The 16,062-nt window shown below is 33.6% G+C and carries 13 protein-coding genes and 1 tRNA gene; 3 read left to right on the top strand and 11 right to left on the bottom strand.

Annotated elements, in window-relative coordinates:
* Nucleotides 1-64 precede the first annotated feature (64 nt).
* The 3 genes from NE363_RS10620 to NE363_RS10610 form a co-directional block, all read right to left on the bottom strand.
* On the bottom strand, nt 65-781 hold the full coding sequence (locus NE363_RS10620) for a LuxR family transcriptional regulator (protein ID WP_077165781.1): 717 nt from the start codon (nt 779-781) through the stop codon (nt 65-67).
* Nucleotides 782-1,199: 418 nt separating this feature from the next.
* Nucleotides 1,200-1,607, bottom strand: coding sequence for a hypothetical protein (locus NE363_RS10615; protein WP_031944963.1), 408 nt, complete (start codon nt 1,605-1,607; stop codon nt 1,200-1,202).
* Between the two features lie 866 nt (nt 1,608-2,473).
* Nucleotides 2,474-2,550, bottom strand: a tRNA-Ile gene (locus NE363_RS10610).
* 160 nt (nt 2,551-2,710) lie between these two features.
* Here NE363_RS10610 and NE363_RS10605 point away from each other — a divergent pair.
* Complete coding sequence (locus tag NE363_RS10605) at nt 2,711-3,937, top strand: tyrosine-type recombinase/integrase (RefSeq protein WP_445535003.1); 1,227 nt, start codon at nt 2,711-2,713, stop codon at nt 3,935-3,937.
* Nucleotides 3,938-4,189: 252 nt separating this feature from the next.
* Here the strand turns inward: NE363_RS10605 and NE363_RS10600 are convergent, their stop codons facing one another.
* Complete coding sequence (locus NE363_RS10600; RefSeq protein WP_445535002.1) at nt 4,190-5,089, bottom strand: LysR family transcriptional regulator; 900 nt, start codon at nt 5,087-5,089, stop codon at nt 4,190-4,192.
* Between the two features lie 89 nt (nt 5,090-5,178).
* Here NE363_RS10600 and NE363_RS10595 point away from each other — a divergent pair, with 89 nt between their 5' ends.
* Nucleotides 5,179-5,616, top strand: coding sequence for a PACE efflux transporter (locus tag NE363_RS10595; protein WP_445535001.1), 438 nt, complete (start codon nt 5,179-5,181; stop codon nt 5,614-5,616).
* Nucleotides 5,617-5,675: 59 nt separating this feature from the next.
* Here the strand turns inward: NE363_RS10595 and NE363_RS10590 are convergent, their stop codons facing one another.
* The 3 genes from NE363_RS10590 to NE363_RS10580 all read right to left on the bottom strand — a co-directional run bounded on the left by NE363_RS10590 (nt 5,676) and on the right by NE363_RS10580 (nt 8,851).
* On the bottom strand, nt 5,676-7,091 hold the full coding sequence (locus NE363_RS10590; RefSeq protein WP_445535000.1) for a purine-cytosine permease family protein: 1,416 nt from the start codon (nt 7,089-7,091) through the stop codon (nt 5,676-5,678).
* A gap of 251 nt (nt 7,092-7,342) precedes the next feature.
* Complete coding sequence (locus tag NE363_RS10585; RefSeq protein ID WP_100192680.1) at nt 7,343-7,807, bottom strand: hypothetical protein; 465 nt, start codon at nt 7,805-7,807, stop codon at nt 7,343-7,345.
* 114 nt (nt 7,808-7,921) lie between these two features.
* The gene (locus NE363_RS10580) at nt 7,922-8,851 is read right to left on the bottom strand and encodes a DMT family transporter (RefSeq protein ID WP_445534999.1); all 930 of its coding nucleotides are present in this window, start codon (nt 8,849-8,851) and stop codon (nt 7,922-7,924) included.
* Nucleotides 8,852-8,945: 94 nt separating this feature from the next.
* Between NE363_RS10580 and NE363_RS10575 the strand changes: the two genes are divergently transcribed.
* Nucleotides 8,946-9,797 (top strand): LysR family transcriptional regulator, encoded by an 852-nt coding sequence (locus tag NE363_RS10575; RefSeq protein WP_445534998.1) that lies wholly within the window; start codon nt 8,946-8,948, stop codon nt 9,795-9,797.
* A gap of 952 nt (nt 9,798-10,749) precedes the next feature.
* Here NE363_RS10575 and NE363_RS10570 read toward each other — a convergent pair.
* The 4 genes from NE363_RS10570 to NE363_RS10555 all read right to left on the bottom strand — a co-directional run bounded on the left by NE363_RS10570 (nt 10,750) and on the right by NE363_RS10555 (nt 15,708).
* Complete coding sequence (locus tag NE363_RS10570) at nt 10,750-11,769, bottom strand: fimbrial protein (RefSeq protein WP_347912973.1); 1,020 nt, start codon at nt 11,767-11,769, stop codon at nt 10,750-10,752.
* Nucleotides 11,766-14,303 carry a fimbria/pilus outer membrane usher protein gene (locus NE363_RS10565; protein WP_445536381.1) on the bottom strand — a complete coding sequence of 846 codons (2,538 nt, stop codon included), beginning with the start codon at nt 14,301-14,303 and terminating at the stop codon, nt 11,766-11,768. The genes NE363_RS10570 and NE363_RS10565 overlap by 4 nt, the downstream gene beginning before the upstream one ends.
* Before the next feature lie 54 nt (nt 14,304-14,357).
* On the bottom strand, nt 14,358-15,098 hold the full coding sequence (locus NE363_RS10560) for a fimbrial biogenesis chaperone (protein ID WP_445534997.1): 741 nt from the start codon (nt 15,096-15,098) through the stop codon (nt 14,358-14,360).
* 73 nt (nt 15,099-15,171) lie between these two features.
* Entirely contained in the window at nt 15,172-15,708 is a 537-nt protein-coding gene (locus NE363_RS10555) for a fimbrial protein (RefSeq protein ID WP_004702089.1), read from the bottom strand.
* Between the last annotated feature and the right edge of the window lie 354 nt (nt 15,709-16,062).

Genomic DNA, 16,062 nt, shown 5'->3' with positions numbered 1-16,062 from the left:
GATCTACATTATTTTTTTTTAATGTTGATTTATATTAGCTTGCTAAATTGATTTCGATGAAAATTTATAGCAATCCTAGCATTATTGCTCGAATGACTGCTGAAATTTTATTGTTTACATTGAGTTTTTGCATTGCATTCACCACATGAAAAGTTACGGTTCTCTCACTAATAGATAGAATTAGTGCAATTTCTGAAGCGGTTTTTCCTTCTGCGCTCCAACGCAATACCTCTTTTTCTCTGTTGGATAACTTAAGATTTAAATCACGGAACTCTTTGTCATTCACGATTTTGGCTAGACTACTATGCAGCATTTGAGCAAGCCAAAACATTTTTGAGGATTGCGATTTTTGTTCTTGTTCAGAAATTGGATCGGCTGATCTGGCAAGTGTGAGCATGCCTTGCGTACCAATTAAATCTCGACATGATTGTGACCAACCAACGCTCAAGCCGAATGATTGTGCTTCTTCCCAAAAATCTTTTGGTGATTGTTTGTTTGCTTTTTGACTAGACCAAATAAGTGGTTTTAATGAGCTTAGACAATGGCGCACTGTTGGATCAATAACAATATACCGATGCTGAGCATAACGTTGCTGCCATTCTTCTGGATAGTTATTTAATAAGATTAACTTAGGTTGAGTAATAGAGAGTGGGATATGCATGCCATAAGCACAATAATTATATCCCAGTTGCAAGCTAATGGACTTGGCTGTATCAAACAGCTGATCAGTATCTTTTGCATTTAAAGATGCAGAAAGCAGATCTTCTTGCCAATTTTCCATGTTTTCCCCTTGTCCTTAATGCATAAAATTTTATTAAAAGTATTTGATTTTTATGGTCAAGTATTCCCTTAAAAGGGTTTTTATAACTACAAATTATTGGTATTAATTGGTTGATAAACAAACTGTATGAGTGGTCCTTGCTGTTTTTGCTTCGGTCTCACCAATTCACCATTAATAATATAATAGGTTTTAAATTGTATATTAATTATACATTATATTTAATCTTTAATTAAAGCTAAGTTTTTACCTACGAACAAAAGCTAACCATGAATAAGAAGTAAAAGCTCCTGTCTTTTAATTATAAATGATGCATTTATTTTGATTGCCCTTAAATATGAAAATTCGTGTAGATGACAAAAAGTATGAATCTGCTGCACTATAAATTTATAGTGCAGCAGATTTATGTGATTGGTTAGATTTAACAAGAACCCCAAACAACACCAGACCAAACAGGATTGTTGTTAAGATAGAGTGTAATTTTTAAACCTTTAGGGATACCCCATGTTGTACAAACATCACCACAGACTTTTAGTGTGGCACCAATTGGAATACTAATAGGAGATGGGAAGCAAATTTGCCCAATGATTGGAAAGTTGAAGCATATTTTGTTTGTTTTTGGATCATAAGAAGCTGAAACACAAGCTTGAAGGTTTAATGCTTGAACTCCAGCTGAATCTAGTTGGCTTTTGAGGCCTTCTACAGTTATATTATTTTCAGCTGTTAAGTTATTATTGTCACTTGCTAAATTAGCGTTTGCAGGTTGATTTTCAAATCCGACTTTTGTGTAGTCAGGGATCACGTCTTTTTCACATTGACATTTGCTCATTTTAATACTTCCTTTTAAATCTTCGTACTCATCTGGCTTTTCCGAAATTCGCCCCATTTATTTTTTGTGGTTTCTGGAATCCACAGTCACTCCGGTATGGAATGATTTCTTGTAGGTAGATGCATTTATAAGATTCCGTGATATCAATACATCTGCTTATTCTTTGATCAAAATTTAATGGTTTTTTTGAAAGGAAATAACTGTAATTTTTTACGGTTTTTAAGCAAAAAATGATGTTTTTGAGCTTTGAAAGGGGCAAGTTCAATCAGTTGAACTTTTTAACGATGATAAGAAGGTGTAATGGTTTAATGATGTAATTTGCACTGTAATTTTTTCAAAAATTTATATTGGAAACTAAGAAGAATTCTTTAAAATCAAATATTTTTGGATTTAAGCTACAAAGTATGGCTTTATTAAATAATGAAATAGACTAGCGTACTCATGATGGGTAATTGTCATAAGTGAAAATTTTTAACTACAGTCGGAGGTGTTATTAGTAGGAAGTTGAGAACCTTCATAGGGAGATGAATATAAATACTTTTATTGTCTATCATGCACAGTTGAAGAAAACATTATGAAACCGCTTGTGCTAATAGGAAAAAGGGTAAGCAGCTGAAATTTTTAAATTTTCTGAAGATAGATCGTTTTACTTTCTTTTTTAGTTATAAGGTATTGAATGATAGGACAGATATTTAATACTGATAAAAAGACAAGGTATTTAAAAAATTAAATAGTGTGAAGTTTGACCTATAAACCAACGGATTATTAAAATTATGAACCATTGAAAAGATATAAAGATCCAGATGTTCTGAAAAATAGAAGACATTAAAAAACCTCATAACCTAAAAGATTATGAGGTTCGAATTTGGTGGGCCCACCGTGACTTGAACACGGGACCAACGGATTATGAGTCCGCTGCTCTAACCAACTGAGCTATAGGCCCTATAAGAAAGAAAAGCTTTTATTCTCAAGGCTTTTCAGTGCCTGCAATACTAATCAATTTTTTGTTTAAACACAAGTATTTTTCAAAACTAGATATGCAGTAGACCTGAAAAATATTTTGATATATTGTTAATTATCACAAGCGATACGGATTTTAGCTTATGAGCACTTCACGAGTAAAGCTAACCAAGTCATTTATTGATCAACTTAAACTCATTCCAGCAATTTATCGCGACAGTGAGATTATCGGCTTTGCTATTCGTGTGAATAATTCTTATAAAACATATATTATAGAGAAGAAAATAAAGGGTAAATCTATACGTTGCAAAATAGCTGACTATGAAAAAATTACTCTTGAAGACGCACGTGTACTTGCACGGCAAAAGTTAAAAGATTTATCTGATACCAGTCTTGCTTGTATTAAAAATGATGAAATATTAAAAAATAATTTAAATAAGGAATATTATCAGCCCACTCTAGCAGAGTCTTTCCAAGCCTATATCGATCATCATAAACTGAAAGAAAGAACACTTGCTGATTATAAAGAAGTTATAGAAAAATACTTAATAGACTTGAAGGAACTTAAATTAATTTATATTACTGAACAAATGGTTATAGATAAGTATACTCAGCTATCTAAAAGTAGTTATGCAAAAGCCAATTTGTCTATGCGTGTTCTACGAGCTATTTATCATTTTTCAGTAAAATATTATAAAAATACGCAAACAACAATCCCAATCATGAACCCGATTGCTTTGCTGAATTCAAGAGAAGTATGGCAAGAAATCCCAGCTCGAAATGATTATATTGATATAGATAATTTGAAAAAATGGATCTATACAATAGTTGAATATAAAAATAGGGGGAAGGAGAATGAAACAAATAAAGATTTTTTATTCACGCTTGTCCTAACTGGACTTCTTAGAAATGAGTGTGAGTGTTTGCGTTGGGAAGATCTGGATTTACACCAAGGAACACTTTCTTTTATAAATGCTTATAATAATGAGAGTTATAAACTTTATATGGGTGATTTTCTATGGCTTTTAATGAAAAAACGTAAAATTCAAATGGAGGGAGAGTGGGTTTTTCCATCTGCTAAATCTAAATCTGGTCATATTGTTAATATTTCTAAATTCCGAAAAAAGATAAATGAACAAAGTAATATTTCTTTTACTTTTCAAGATTTACGTAGAACATTTAACTTTATTGCAAGTAATTTAAGTAATGAACCTATATTTATAAAAAACACAAATAAAAAGAAAATAATATTAGAATCTGACCATGTTGTTTATGATCAAGATATGCGTCACAAAATGAATAAAATTGAACAAATCGTTTTAAGTTCATATAGAGATGAACTTATTGCATTAATGAACATCAATTCCTAAGAACTTTTATTCTCAAAAATAAAAAACACAGAACTGACACCCCTTATCAAATAAGTCTAAGTTTTGTCTGTAAAACGCAGAATGAATATTTCTTCACATTTTTCACAACTATTTGTAATTGATGAATTTTATACTTGACTAAATCACTTGGAATTTATACAGTACCAGAGTATTTTCTCATAATTATTAATATTGCTTAGTCCTGAAATACAGTAAGAAGCCTATTCACTATGAATAGGCTTTTTGCTTTTTTTAATGGGTAAGCTTAGATAGGCTTGATTGAATAGTTTGAACCAGTTCTCTTGCAGCTTTTGATAAGGGTTTATCTTGGAGCCAAATGAGATAAATAGAGAGCGGCAAATGATTTTTTGTATTTTTAAAATCTAGTTGAACTAAATGCCCCTGTTCAATTTTTTCTTTTACTAAAGATAAAGGAAAATTTCCCCAGCCTAAACCTACCTCAACCATATTAATAGCGGTTTGTAAATTATTGGTTTTCCAATACATTGCTCCAACGATTGAACGTGAGTCTTGCATATTTAATTCAGTACTTGCGACAACAATTTGTCGGACATTAATTAATTCTTCAATAGAAATGAGCTTATTCTTTTGTTTTAAAAATGGATGATCAACAGAAATTGTGGCGACTAAAGTTTCATTCATAACTAATTGTAAGCTTTCACGCATTTTTATATTGAGATCTGAACCTGCAAGACAAAGACTAATATTTTCTGTATAGAGCAAGTTTAGAATATCATCTTGTGGAGCGGTAATAATTTCTATATTGAGTAACGGAAATTTATCCGCCAATTGTTTTATCGCTTTAAGTAGTAAATCGGTGTTGGCATCTGAAACAACACCAATTTTCAGTTTACTTTCTAGCCCTAATGAAAGTTCATATGCATGGGTGCCTAATAGCCTAAGTTGTTCAGCAATAATTCTTGCTTGAGGTTCTAATGCTAAAGCCGCAGAAGTAGGAATCACTTTACGGTGAGTACGTTCAAATAGATGATAACCAAGCTCTGCTTCGATATTAGCAATACCCATACTCACTGCTGACGGTACTCGACTTAATTTACGGGCCGCAGCAGAAAAAGATCCTGTATCTAACACAGTTAAGAAAAGCTCGATATTTTCGCTATTAAAATTCATTTTGATATCAGTACAACTGAAAGCTGTTAACTTTAATTGTGATTTTAACTGAAACTAAAATAAAAGGAAGTTAGAAAAGTTGATTGGTTATGCAAGGTTTAAAGCGTCGTATTGTTTATGTTTCTTCATATGAAGTTATTGGAATGGTAATTTCATCGGTAGGTTTAGCACTTTTGGCTGGAGACAGTGTAGAGCATACTGGCCCACTTTCAGTGATGATTACGACTATCGCGGTAACATGGAACTTTATATACAACATTCTTTACGAAAAGTGGGAAGCTCGGCAAGAAAGTAAGTCACGTACTGTTAAACGTAGAATCGTACACGCGATCGGATTTCAAATCACTTTAGTGATATTCTTAATTCCGCTTATTGCATGGTGGATGGATCTTTCTCTCGTTGCAGCATTCTGGCTAGATGTTGCCTTTATTATCATCATTCCAATTTATACATTTATATTTAACTGGACGTTCGATAAATTATTCGGATTACCTGTTTCTGCACAGATTAAGCCTATTCAAGAATAGAGAAAATTTCAAAGAGATATCAAAGTATTGATCTATTAACTTTGATATCTCACCTGAAATTATTTGATTTGTCCAAGCTCAAGATTTTTTGAAACTTTTATTTGAGCTCTTTTTGCTAGTACATAATATAAAATTGCAGTCGATAACAATCCAACTAACCATGATAAATCAATACCGCCTAACATCTCAGCAATTTGTCCTTTGTAGAATTTACTGTCAATAAAGGGAAGCTGAAGTAATATGCCAAGAAAATAGCAACTAATGCCAATGGTGTTCCAGCGGCCATATTTTCCATTCGGGTCATATAGTGCGTCTACATCACATTTTTCTTTAGAAATAAAATAATAATCAACTAAATTAATTGCACTCCAAGGAATGAAGAATGTCAGAAGAAATAAAATAAAAGCTTTGAATGCACTTAAGAAGGTATGTTCACCTACAACTGCAATGAACGTCGAGATTAAAACCATTGCAAGAACAATGATAAGTCGGGTTAGTTTTGAAATTTGTCCAGTTGGTTTAAAGCTATTCCAAATGGTCGCTATACACATAAAACTGCCATAAGCATTGAGTGTCGATAAAGTGACCTTCCCAAAAGCAATACTAAAATATAAGAAAGTAATGATGAGAGCGATGGGATTCATACCTACAACATACTGAACTTCATTACCAACAAAACCACCATTTGAGACTTGAGCAATTAATACACCAAGTGTCATGGAAATTTGTGAACCGATCAAAGAGCCAAGACCAACTGCCCAAAATACCCGAGTTGAAGAGGTTTTTGTTGGTAAATAACGCGAGTAGTCGGCAACATAAGGCCCGAATGAAATTTGCCAAGAAGCCGAAAGAGAAACTGCTAATAGAAATGATGACCAGCTAAAGTGGCGTACAGCAAGCAATTCTGAAAAATTCGAGAGGGCCAAAATTTGAGTAAGAATAATAACAAAAGCAATTAAACCGATAATGCTTGCGACTTTTCCTACCCAATGAATCAACCTATAGCCAATCGTTGCAAATACAATAATGAAACAAGCATAAATTAAAATACCTGTTGTATTACTGACTTGTGTAAGGTGTGCAAGTGCTTTGCCTGCGAGTACTTCACCAGTTGCGGTAAAGCCAATATACATCAGGCAAACCAGAATAATAGGAATACATGCACCATAGACCCCAAATTGCACCCGACTCGAAATCATTTGGGGAAGGCCAAGTTTTGGTCCCTGAGCTGCATGCAAAGCCATAACAGCCGCACCAAAGCACTGTCCAATAAATAGTCCAATGATTGACCAAAACACATCACCGCCTAATACGACGGCTAAAGCACCCGTGACAATCGCTGTAATCTGTAAATTAGCACCAAACCAAAGGGTAAATTGGGCGAATATACTGCCGTGCCTTTCATTTTCAGGAATAAAGTCAATACTGCGGTTTTCAACAAACCCATTTTTAGATGTTCCTGTTGCTGGATCCATATAACACTCTCCTTATCCTTTAAGAGCTTTTCTTTTATTTGAGTCTATTTTGTACAAACAAATACAAACATGTATATACAAGTAATTCTAGAAAGAAGCAATGGTCAGTGAAATCACACTTATAAAATTTTTATGTCTATAAGTTTAAATACGATGGAAAATTCAACGGGGCTATAATCATTTTTATAAGTATAAAAATGTTTAATCAAAAAGTTAATTTCATAAAAAAGCCCTCCAATGAGGGCAGATAGTCAGACTTCAGCATCAAGAATGGCCTGAAAAAATACAGGTAGTTCTGAAAATTGAACTAATTGAGTTTTATCATCATGCTTATAATAGTATTGATAATGCGGTGTTTCAAAAGCACTATCGAGATATTGAGTTGCATCGGAAAATTGGGCTTTGGCAACAGGTTTGTCTTTTTTAAATTTAACAATAATAGGATTTACAGAGTTTAATTTAACGGGTACACCATTTTCAAACTTGGCAGTTTCAATGAGTAAAGAGATTTTAAAGTCACCAAATACAGCACAAAATTGGCCTCCTTTTTCTGTTTTAATTTCACGATCGTGAAACAGTTCTTTAAATAAATCTTTTAACGATTCTCTGTGCTTGTCTAAGGCTAATTGAAAATCATGATCTTGCTGTTCTAGTTTCTCTTGCTCTTCTTTTAGCAATTTGGCCTGTTTTTCGATTGTTGTAAAATCCAAATTCATCTTAATTTCTCCTTGTTGTATTTTTAAAACTATATATGGCAGCCATTTGTTAAGTTTTAAAGAAACATACAATCTTTGTTACAACGCAATAATTAAGATGAATTTGTGTGACTACTATTTCGTACAAGGTTTAGCCATAAGTGTCGGACGCTTAATGTGAATAAATCCTCCACTACTTAGAACACCGAGCATGACCAAAACAGTACCTATAAGCTGCCAGATATTAAGTGCCTGACCAGCCAATAGTGCCACCAACATACTAAAAACTGGAACAAAGTTAAAAAAGATTGATGCTCGGCCTGCGCCTAGTTTTTGAATGCCATTAAACCAAAATAAATAAGCAATCATGGTAGAGCAAATAATGACGTAACCCATTGCCAAGTGTGAAGTAATAGGTGCCATAACTACTGCTTTGATTGGATGTTCGAAAATTAGGCTTAATGTGATTAAAGTCAAAGCACCGAACAACATAGAAAAAGTTGTAGTTTCTAGTGGTGTAGCATTTTTTACATAGCGACGTGATAACACATTGGCTAAACAAAAACTGATACCACCGAGTAAGATAAATAAGTCACCGATTGCTATTTTTAAATGAAGTAGCGTTGATAGATGACCATGACTAATAACAAAAAGCACTCCACTTAAACCAAATACAACACCAATAGATTTAGCAAGTGTTAATTTTTCTCCATCAAGCAAAATTGCTAACAATAGAGTAATCAGTGGAGTAGTTGCCATGATTAAAGCACCATTGACTGCCGATGTTGTTTGTAAACCGTAGAAACAGCCTATATTAAAACCAGCAATACCTATAATTCCAATAAGCAGATAGATAAGTAAATTCTGCCGTAAAGCATCCCAACGCAATTTACCCGTAGCCGAAAAAATAATAAATAGCCCAAGGCTTGCAAGTGTAAAGCGCTCAGCTGCTGCTGAAAGTGGAGGCATATGTTGGATGATATAAGACATTGCATTAAATGCTGAGCCCCAAAACAGCATTGTGATTACAACGCCTGTATAGGCATAAACCATTGTTTTATTCATGATGGGACTCCGAAAAAGAATGTCTCTATTCTGAGTAATCATTTAAAGGTGTACAATTCCATATTAATTCATCTTTGATGTGAAAATTTGCACAATGATTGATTGGGAAAATTTACATTACTTTTCAGTTTTTTCAGAAGAGAAATCACTTTCAGCTGCCGCAAGAAAGTTGGGAGTCGACCATGCTACTGTTGCAAGAAGAATCGCACAGTTAGAGCAGAACTTAAAATTAAAGCTAGTTGATCGTAGGCCACGTACATACGTACTTACTTCAGATGGAGAGCGGCTTTCTCAAGTTGTAGCTCGTATGATGGAAGAAACTTTTTCCATTGAGAGACTTGCTCAGGCTGGACAGCAGGAAGTTACAGGTACTGTTTCTATTAGCATGCCTCCGTTAACTGCTGCTCACCTCATCATGCCTCAACTTGGAAAGTTTTATCGCCATTATCCGCAGTTAAAATTACGTGTACTTGGTGACGTTCATTATGTATCTTTGCTGCATAGCGAAGCGGATATAGCTGTGCGATTTGGACGACCTAAAGATGATTATTTAGTTGCTCGTAAAGTTGGGGAAATCCCTTTTGGAATATATGCTGCTCCAAATTACTTAGCTGCTACGAGTGAAGAAAATTATGAATGGATTAGCGTTGAGGTCGGTGGTGTACATGGACAAAAACAACAAAAATTAAAAGAAAGATTAAATAATAAAGAGCCGATTATGATGACTAATCATCCTGAGTTGCAATGGAGAGCCGCATGTGGGGAAGTGGGTTTAGCTGTTTTGCCTGATTTTTTAGGTGGTCTTGGTAACTTAGAGAAACTTCCAGATGACCAGCCGATGAGTGCAGAAATCTGGTTGGTGACTCATGAGGATTTAAGGCACAGCCCAGCTGTGCGAGTAGCAATTGATTTTCTTGTGAGTTGTTTTGAGTCTTTTAAAGTCTAGATTTCGTTAATTAAAAATGAGTTTATATTAATCAATTTAAAAGCTGCTGTAGTTCAGCAGCTCCTTCAATTTGACAGATCTTCCAAAGCTCACTTTTATTCCTCTACATAAATTAGATCGTCCCGATCAGAGTTAAAATTAATGTTTTAGTGCTTCTGGTTGCCAAGTTACTTAAATTATTCAGGGAAGTGACCTGCATCTTCTCGCCCTTGTTTTAAAGCTAGAAAAAAACATAGTAGAAAAAGTAAACCAATAAAAAACAAGAAAAAATCTAGATTGCTAATACCAAAACCAATTGCCGAAGCCCCTAAGCTTAATAATAAAATGCAAAATATTTTCCAAAAAATGAGCATGCTGTTTTGTTGTAAACACTTGAAGTTAGACTGTAATTGAAGAATATTTAAAGATTTTTTTATGTTTTTTTTCTTATAGGTTGTGTAAAACTTTATAATTTTTAGACTTTAAATACAGTGAAGTGACATTCAATATTGAAAAAGACGATGTAATAGATTTTTTAGCTATATTGAACATTAATCTTTGTAAATTTCAAATTTTCTTAATTAATAGAATGGTAATTCTTTAGAAAGTCTGTAGAATAGTGATATTGAATTTTATTTTTAATTTAATTGTATTTGAAATTAACTAGTTAGGTGTGTTTATCAAACCTTTGTTAAAAAAAAGACTTGATATTTAAGTTAAATTTTGGAATTATAGTGATGCAAATTGTGATCTATTTCCCACAATTTGTATTTCAGGTTAAGTGGTTATCACTAATGCTCATTGGCTTTATTCGCTTATGAGCATTTTTTTAATTTATTAGTTAGTAAAATTTAAAAAACGTCATTATTTAAAATCCTTTTTATTTAGTGTTAATTAAAAATAATAGTTTATATAGCTTTATTCACACTACAAATAGAGACGTAATAAAACTCAGTTTTGTATAAGTTTACTGCTAATCATATTGAATGGTTACAGTGGCATTAGCTTTGACTTCACCCGCTGTAACAGTAGTTGCTGTTTGATAGTAACGTGCTGTTAAAGGCACATCATATTCTACAGTTTGATTAGAACTTACAGTACCAATATCTAGCGGATTCCCTTTTTGAATAGGGCTGTTCGCACCATTCATATTCCATAAAAGCTCTACACCAACGCCGTTCGCTTTTGTTGAATCAGCAGCACTATTATTAATAACCTGATTATTTGAGCTATCCGAATTATAGTCAAAGCTTAAGCTCAATGAATTGCTGGTAGGTACTCCTGAGTTATTCTCGCCTCCATTACAAAGAATAGATAGGTTAAAGTTTTTTTCACCTTGCGTTGAACCAATAGCTCTAAAACCTGATTTTGTTACTGTGGGAAGTTGCACAATAGTATCTGGACCATTTTGAATTTCACAAGATGATGATGCAATTAGAATAGGGGAGCTACCTAGTACTGTGGTTGTTAAGAACGGACGGTTTTGTTGTCCTGCCACATAGTAGGTACTATATCGACCTGTCACCAATGCACCGGAACCTGTAGTGGCAGCAGTTTTAATAACTTCCAGAACAATGTAGCCTGGTGAAAGCGTGTATGTTGTGTGAGGCGTCAATGTAAGTTTATAAGGGTAATAGCCGGAAGCGTTTGAAGAGTCTGTTACTTCACGATAAATTCGAATGCCTATACCCGGAATGTTTGTAGCATATACATTATTGCCTATTGAGCTAATTGGATAATTTAGGGGTAATGCTGCTGTAATTTGGTCATCTGGACGGTTACATGTTGCCGTAGAATTATTTGGCGAAATCGTAAAAGTATTTTTTTGTAGAACTGTGCCTATTGGATCAGTCGGACGAACGATAATCGTACCAATTGTTATTGGAATATCTACTGTAGTAAAACCTTTGCTTAAAGTGCAGTTTGCATAAGCTTGGTTATAAATAAATAGACTAGTTACTAATAAGCCACTTTTCATTAGTACTTTTTTCATTTGCAGATTGCCTCTGTCATAATAATTGATTGTTTTTCCTGAGAGATTTTTGATTGAATGTCATATTCAAGTTGACATTCCTCATTATTCCTTTCACCCCACCTCACATACAAATGATCGTGGGTTAGAGGTGTACGTAAATAAATTCGACTACCTTGGGCGACCATCCCAACTAATTCTTTGTTTTGGTTAAAAACTTGTGCTGCAAAAGGAAGATGAGTACCCGTTGGAGTTTGGGTATTAATAAAAAGTGCATATCCAGTTTTTGTCGAGAAATTTACCTTGGTGATGGATCCAGCATAAGGTGCTATACGATGACTTGTTTCTGAAAGCTCCACATTGGAAGGCATACCTTGAGGATCTAAACTAATGTCATTTAACCGATAAGGCGTAACATAGGGAATAACAGCATATCCCTGCTTATTAATACTTAAACCTGTTGTATTACCTACTCGTGCACCAGTAGCCTCAGGAGCATAGACTAATACCATCGTTTGGGCCTGGTCAGGTCCAAATAAAATACCTTGAGAGTGGGCAACAATATTTCCATTTAAATTGATCATTTCTTGTTGATATGTATCGGATTGACTATAAGAAGCTCCTAGGGTGGTATAGTTAGTACGATAGTCTCCATTAATATTTATGCTTGTCTGAGCTTGATCTTGATAGGTAACAGATGAACCATAGTCGAAGCGGTTGCCGATATAACCACTCATTCCTAGAGTTTTACTATCTTCTGAAATAGTGCTATTAAAATTAACCGTATTTTTCTTAAATTTGAGTGGAAAGGATAATGACAATAAATATTGTGTTTCATGTCCTGAATCTTGTTTTTCTAAGTCAAGTTCATGCCTAACTGCAGAAATACTGTAAGTTAAATCTTTAAACTGATTACTGTATCCAAATTGAAATTGTTGATTACGATTAGGTTGATTCCAGTAATTAATCCAAGAACCCACTAAGTAAAAATTACCCCATTGGTTCGGAAGACCTTGGTTTAATGTGATCTGAAATTCACTTTTTTGTTTCCCTACTGAAAAACTATCTATATTTCGTTGTTGTAAATCTTGGATTAATATTGAATCTCTTAACTTTAAATAATTTTCTGTTGAATATCTGTATGTTGCTACAGTTAGGTTAGTGCGAGTTGGAGTAAATAATCGATTGTAACTTAGACGATAACTTTGTCCTTTGAGAGTAGGACTTTGGTCAAAATCAGCTTTTGATTGAGTTACATCAAATGCAATTGCACCAATTGGTGTCGCAAAAGCGCTACCTATTAAAATTGACTGATAATGTTCAGTAGATTGAAAACCTGCATAGCTTGTTAAATAGTTGTTTATACCTCTTTGATATTTACCTTGTATCAACCACGGTTTTAAATCGATATTCGCATCTCTAAACTGCCCTAAGGTAAAAGAATATCGACTCATTTTAGGACGAAGCATTTCTACTACAGATGCATAGGGAATAGAGAACTTTTGAATCTCTCCATTTGTTTCGTGTACAGAAACTTGGAGTTCACCACCAAAACCAGTGGGATAAAGATCGTTGATTTCAAAACTTCCCGGGGTAACGGTAGTTTGATAAATTAAATTTCCCTGTTGGCGTACCTCTACTTTTGCATTGGTTTTTGCATAACCTCGAATTTGAGGAGCATATCCAAGCATACTGTTCGGAAGCATGCGGTCATCACTTGATAGGTTAATACCCCGATAAGGAAGAGCCTCAAGAAAATTACTATTTGTAAAATAATCTCCTACAGTTACGACGCTATTTAATTGAGGAAAGGCTTTTTGGGCGTAGGTATTATTTGATGTATAAGAAGAATTCTTATTCTGTATTTCATTATGATCTTGCCATTTCCATTGTCCAGTATGGCGTAATTGCCAGTCGTACAAATTTATACCAACATTTGTACTCATAAAAGCATAATTTGTTTCATGATCATTATTTACAATCCGATAAGCAGAGGCGTTGTATGAAAAAAAAGCGGCGTTTATGCCACGATCCCATAAGCGTGGATCGACATATCCTTGAGCATTTTTCTGCAAAGCGACCTGTGGGATTGAAATATCAAGTCTGAGGCGAGCCGTATCAAATTGATAAAAGGCATCTTTGATCCATTTTTCTAAATCATTACAGGTAGGTAAATTATTTGCTTCTCTATCAAGAATTTCTGATTTAACCCCATATTCTAAAAGCATATCTGCCGTAAAACAGGTTTTTGCATTTTCATTGGAGTTTGTAGTCTTAAAAAGAAACTTTCGTTTACCGAACCATTGTCCATTAATATATACATCAAGACTATATTCGCCAGGTAAAATAGGGTTACCGTATTTAAATCGACCAATATCAATTTTTTGCGCATTTCCTACTAAAAAATTAGTATCAAAGTCAGCTTTTAACACATTTTCGCTATTCATATTGTCAGAAGCATATACAGCCAAAGGCACATTAATTGCGATGCTTAACACTAAATAATATGTACTTCGCTTTTTTAAGCAAATATGGGGTATGAACCACTCTGACATCATCTTTATGCCTATTCATGGATAGGTGTTTAAATTTAAAAATGGTAAATAAAATTAGAACTTGATTACTTGTTCAACTCGACCACCGTAATCGTTTATGTAAACAAAACGCATATTTGTTATATTGCTATTTTTAAGTTTTATGTGATCTTCTGAAAAAGGAGAAAGCATTAAACCTTGCTTTAACAGATCTATTTTTTGATGATTTACTTCTTGAAAAATAGAACTTAATGTAACGTGAAAGGGCGTTGGATTTTTAATAAGCAAATTATCTTCATTTTTTATCCATTGAATTTTCTCACCCACTGTATCAATATTTTCTTTTAAATTTACAGGTCTATAAAAGAATTTAATTCGAGAGCGTATGGCTAATTGAAGGAAATTATTAGTTAATATTTCACTATTTTCTTGTTTTTTCCCTTCTGGTCTTGGGGGAATATCTAATACATTAAGCCAAAATATACTTTCCTTATTTTGATTTAATTGAGATGCATTAGGTAGTGCGGTAATTCGTAATGTTTGTCCTTTAGACGGTTCGACTCTTGAAATAGGAGGCGTAATAATGAAAGGTACATTCGACTCATCTGGCGTGGATTTTGGATTTCCATCATCAATCCAAGCTTGAATCAGTGAAGGTGTTGTCCCGTTATTACTTAGCTGTAAGCTAACTTCTCGAGCATCCGATGGATATACTACACGCGTGCCATGTAGTACTACTTCAGAATGTGCTGTAATAGCAATAGCTGCTTGAAGACAAGCCATTCCCCAAAAAAATTTACGACCACTAAAAAGCATGAGTCATATTCTCAATATAATAAACAATAGATGAGATATAGCTTCTATTTGATAATAGAAGCTGATTTTTAGTTTATTGATAAATAATGGTGTATTTAACTTGTGAAGTTACGGTACCAGCAGTCGATACACCTGTCGCATAATATTCAGCATAGTAATTAAGGTCAGCGTTACCACCAGCTGAAACATCTACCCACTGTGAGTTATCTTGTGCACCTGAAGCACCTTTAGCAAGTACAGGAATTACTGCATTATTACTTCCTAATAACTGAATATTGACATTAGTAGCCGCACCAGTTGTCGCTTGGTTTAATAAGCGTCCACTATTAAAATCGACTGTTGCACCCGGTTCAAAATAAGTTGCAACTTTACCAGCTGAAGCGCAATTCGTTAAATTGATTTGGAAGGGAGTACGTCCAGCAATATCACCAACATTTTTTAAAGATTGAGATGATACTGTAGGTAAATTTACGGTTAGATTTTTATCACCTGTATCAATCGTACAAGTATTATCGGTTACTAAACCATTAATAGTAATTGTGCCATCTGCAGCCTGTGCAGTGGCAATATTAAAAATAGAAGTTGCGGCTATAAAAATAAGCTTTTTCATAAATTCCCCAGAATATTTTATAAAGTATATTTATTACTCTTCAGTGATTTTATTCTGATCAAGTAATGCGGTGGAAATATAGCACCTTTCAATTAAAAAACAAGAATTACATTATATTTTTTCGTATTTTGATCGGTTTTTTTTATGTGAAATTTTGTTTTAAAATTTAATTTATACCAGATGGTAAAATAATTAAATTTTATTTTATTAAAATAAAATTGATAATAATTTTAATTTAAGTTGTTGAATTTAAGCAATTTAAGTTTTCCTTTAGAAAAATAATATAAGTTATTTATAAAATGTTTTATTAAGTATCTGTTTTTTATTAATAAAAATAATTTGTTTATGTTGTAT

The organism is Acinetobacter sp. G18 (genome assembly GCF_052660225.1).
Note: the sequence above shows the minus strand (reverse complement) of the source record. Positions and strands in the feature narration are given on the sequence as shown.

Coding starts and splice junctions, on each gene's coding strand:
- NE363_RS10600 (WP_445535002.1), bottom strand. CDS start 5,089: ATGAATTTTAATAGCGAAAATATCGAGCTTTTCTTAACTGTGTTAGAT.
- NE363_RS10565 (WP_445536381.1), bottom strand. CDS start 14,303: ATGTCAGAGTGGTTCATACCCCATATTTGCTTAAAAAAGCGAAGTACA.
- NE363_RS10595 (WP_445535001.1), top strand. CDS start 5,179: ATGCAAGGTTTAAAGCGTCGTATTGTTTATGTTTCTTCATATGAAGTT.
- NE363_RS10570 (WP_347912973.1), bottom strand. CDS start 11,769: ATGAAAAAAGTACTAATGAAAAGTGGCTTATTAGTAACTAGTCTATTT.
- NE363_RS10585 (WP_100192680.1), bottom strand. CDS start 7,807: ATGAATTTGGATTTTACAACAATCGAAAAACAGGCCAAATTGCTAAAA.
- NE363_RS10615 (WP_031944963.1), bottom strand. CDS start 1,607: ATGAGCAAATGTCAATGTGAAAAAGACGTGATCCCTGACTACACAAAA.
- NE363_RS10555 (WP_004702089.1), bottom strand. CDS start 15,708: ATGAAAAAGCTTATTTTTATAGCCGCAACTTCTATTTTTAATATTGCC.
- NE363_RS10560 (WP_445534997.1), bottom strand. CDS start 15,098: ATGCTTTTTAGTGGTCGTAAATTTTTTTGGGGAATGGCTTGTCTTCAA.
- NE363_RS10605 (WP_445535003.1), top strand. CDS start 2,711: ATGAGCACTTCACGAGTAAAGCTAACCAAGTCATTTATTGATCAACTT.
- NE363_RS10620 (WP_077165781.1), bottom strand. CDS start 781: ATGGAAAATTGGCAAGAAGATCTGCTTTCTGCATCTTTAAATGCAAAA.
- NE363_RS10575 (WP_445534998.1), top strand. CDS start 8,946: ATGATTGATTGGGAAAATTTACATTACTTTTCAGTTTTTTCAGAAGAG.
- NE363_RS10590 (WP_445535000.1), bottom strand. CDS start 7,091: ATGGATCCAGCAACAGGAACATCTAAAAATGGGTTTGTTGAAAACCGC.
- NE363_RS10580 (WP_445534999.1), bottom strand. CDS start 8,851: ATGAATAAAACAATGGTTTATGCCTATACAGGCGTTGTAATCACAATG.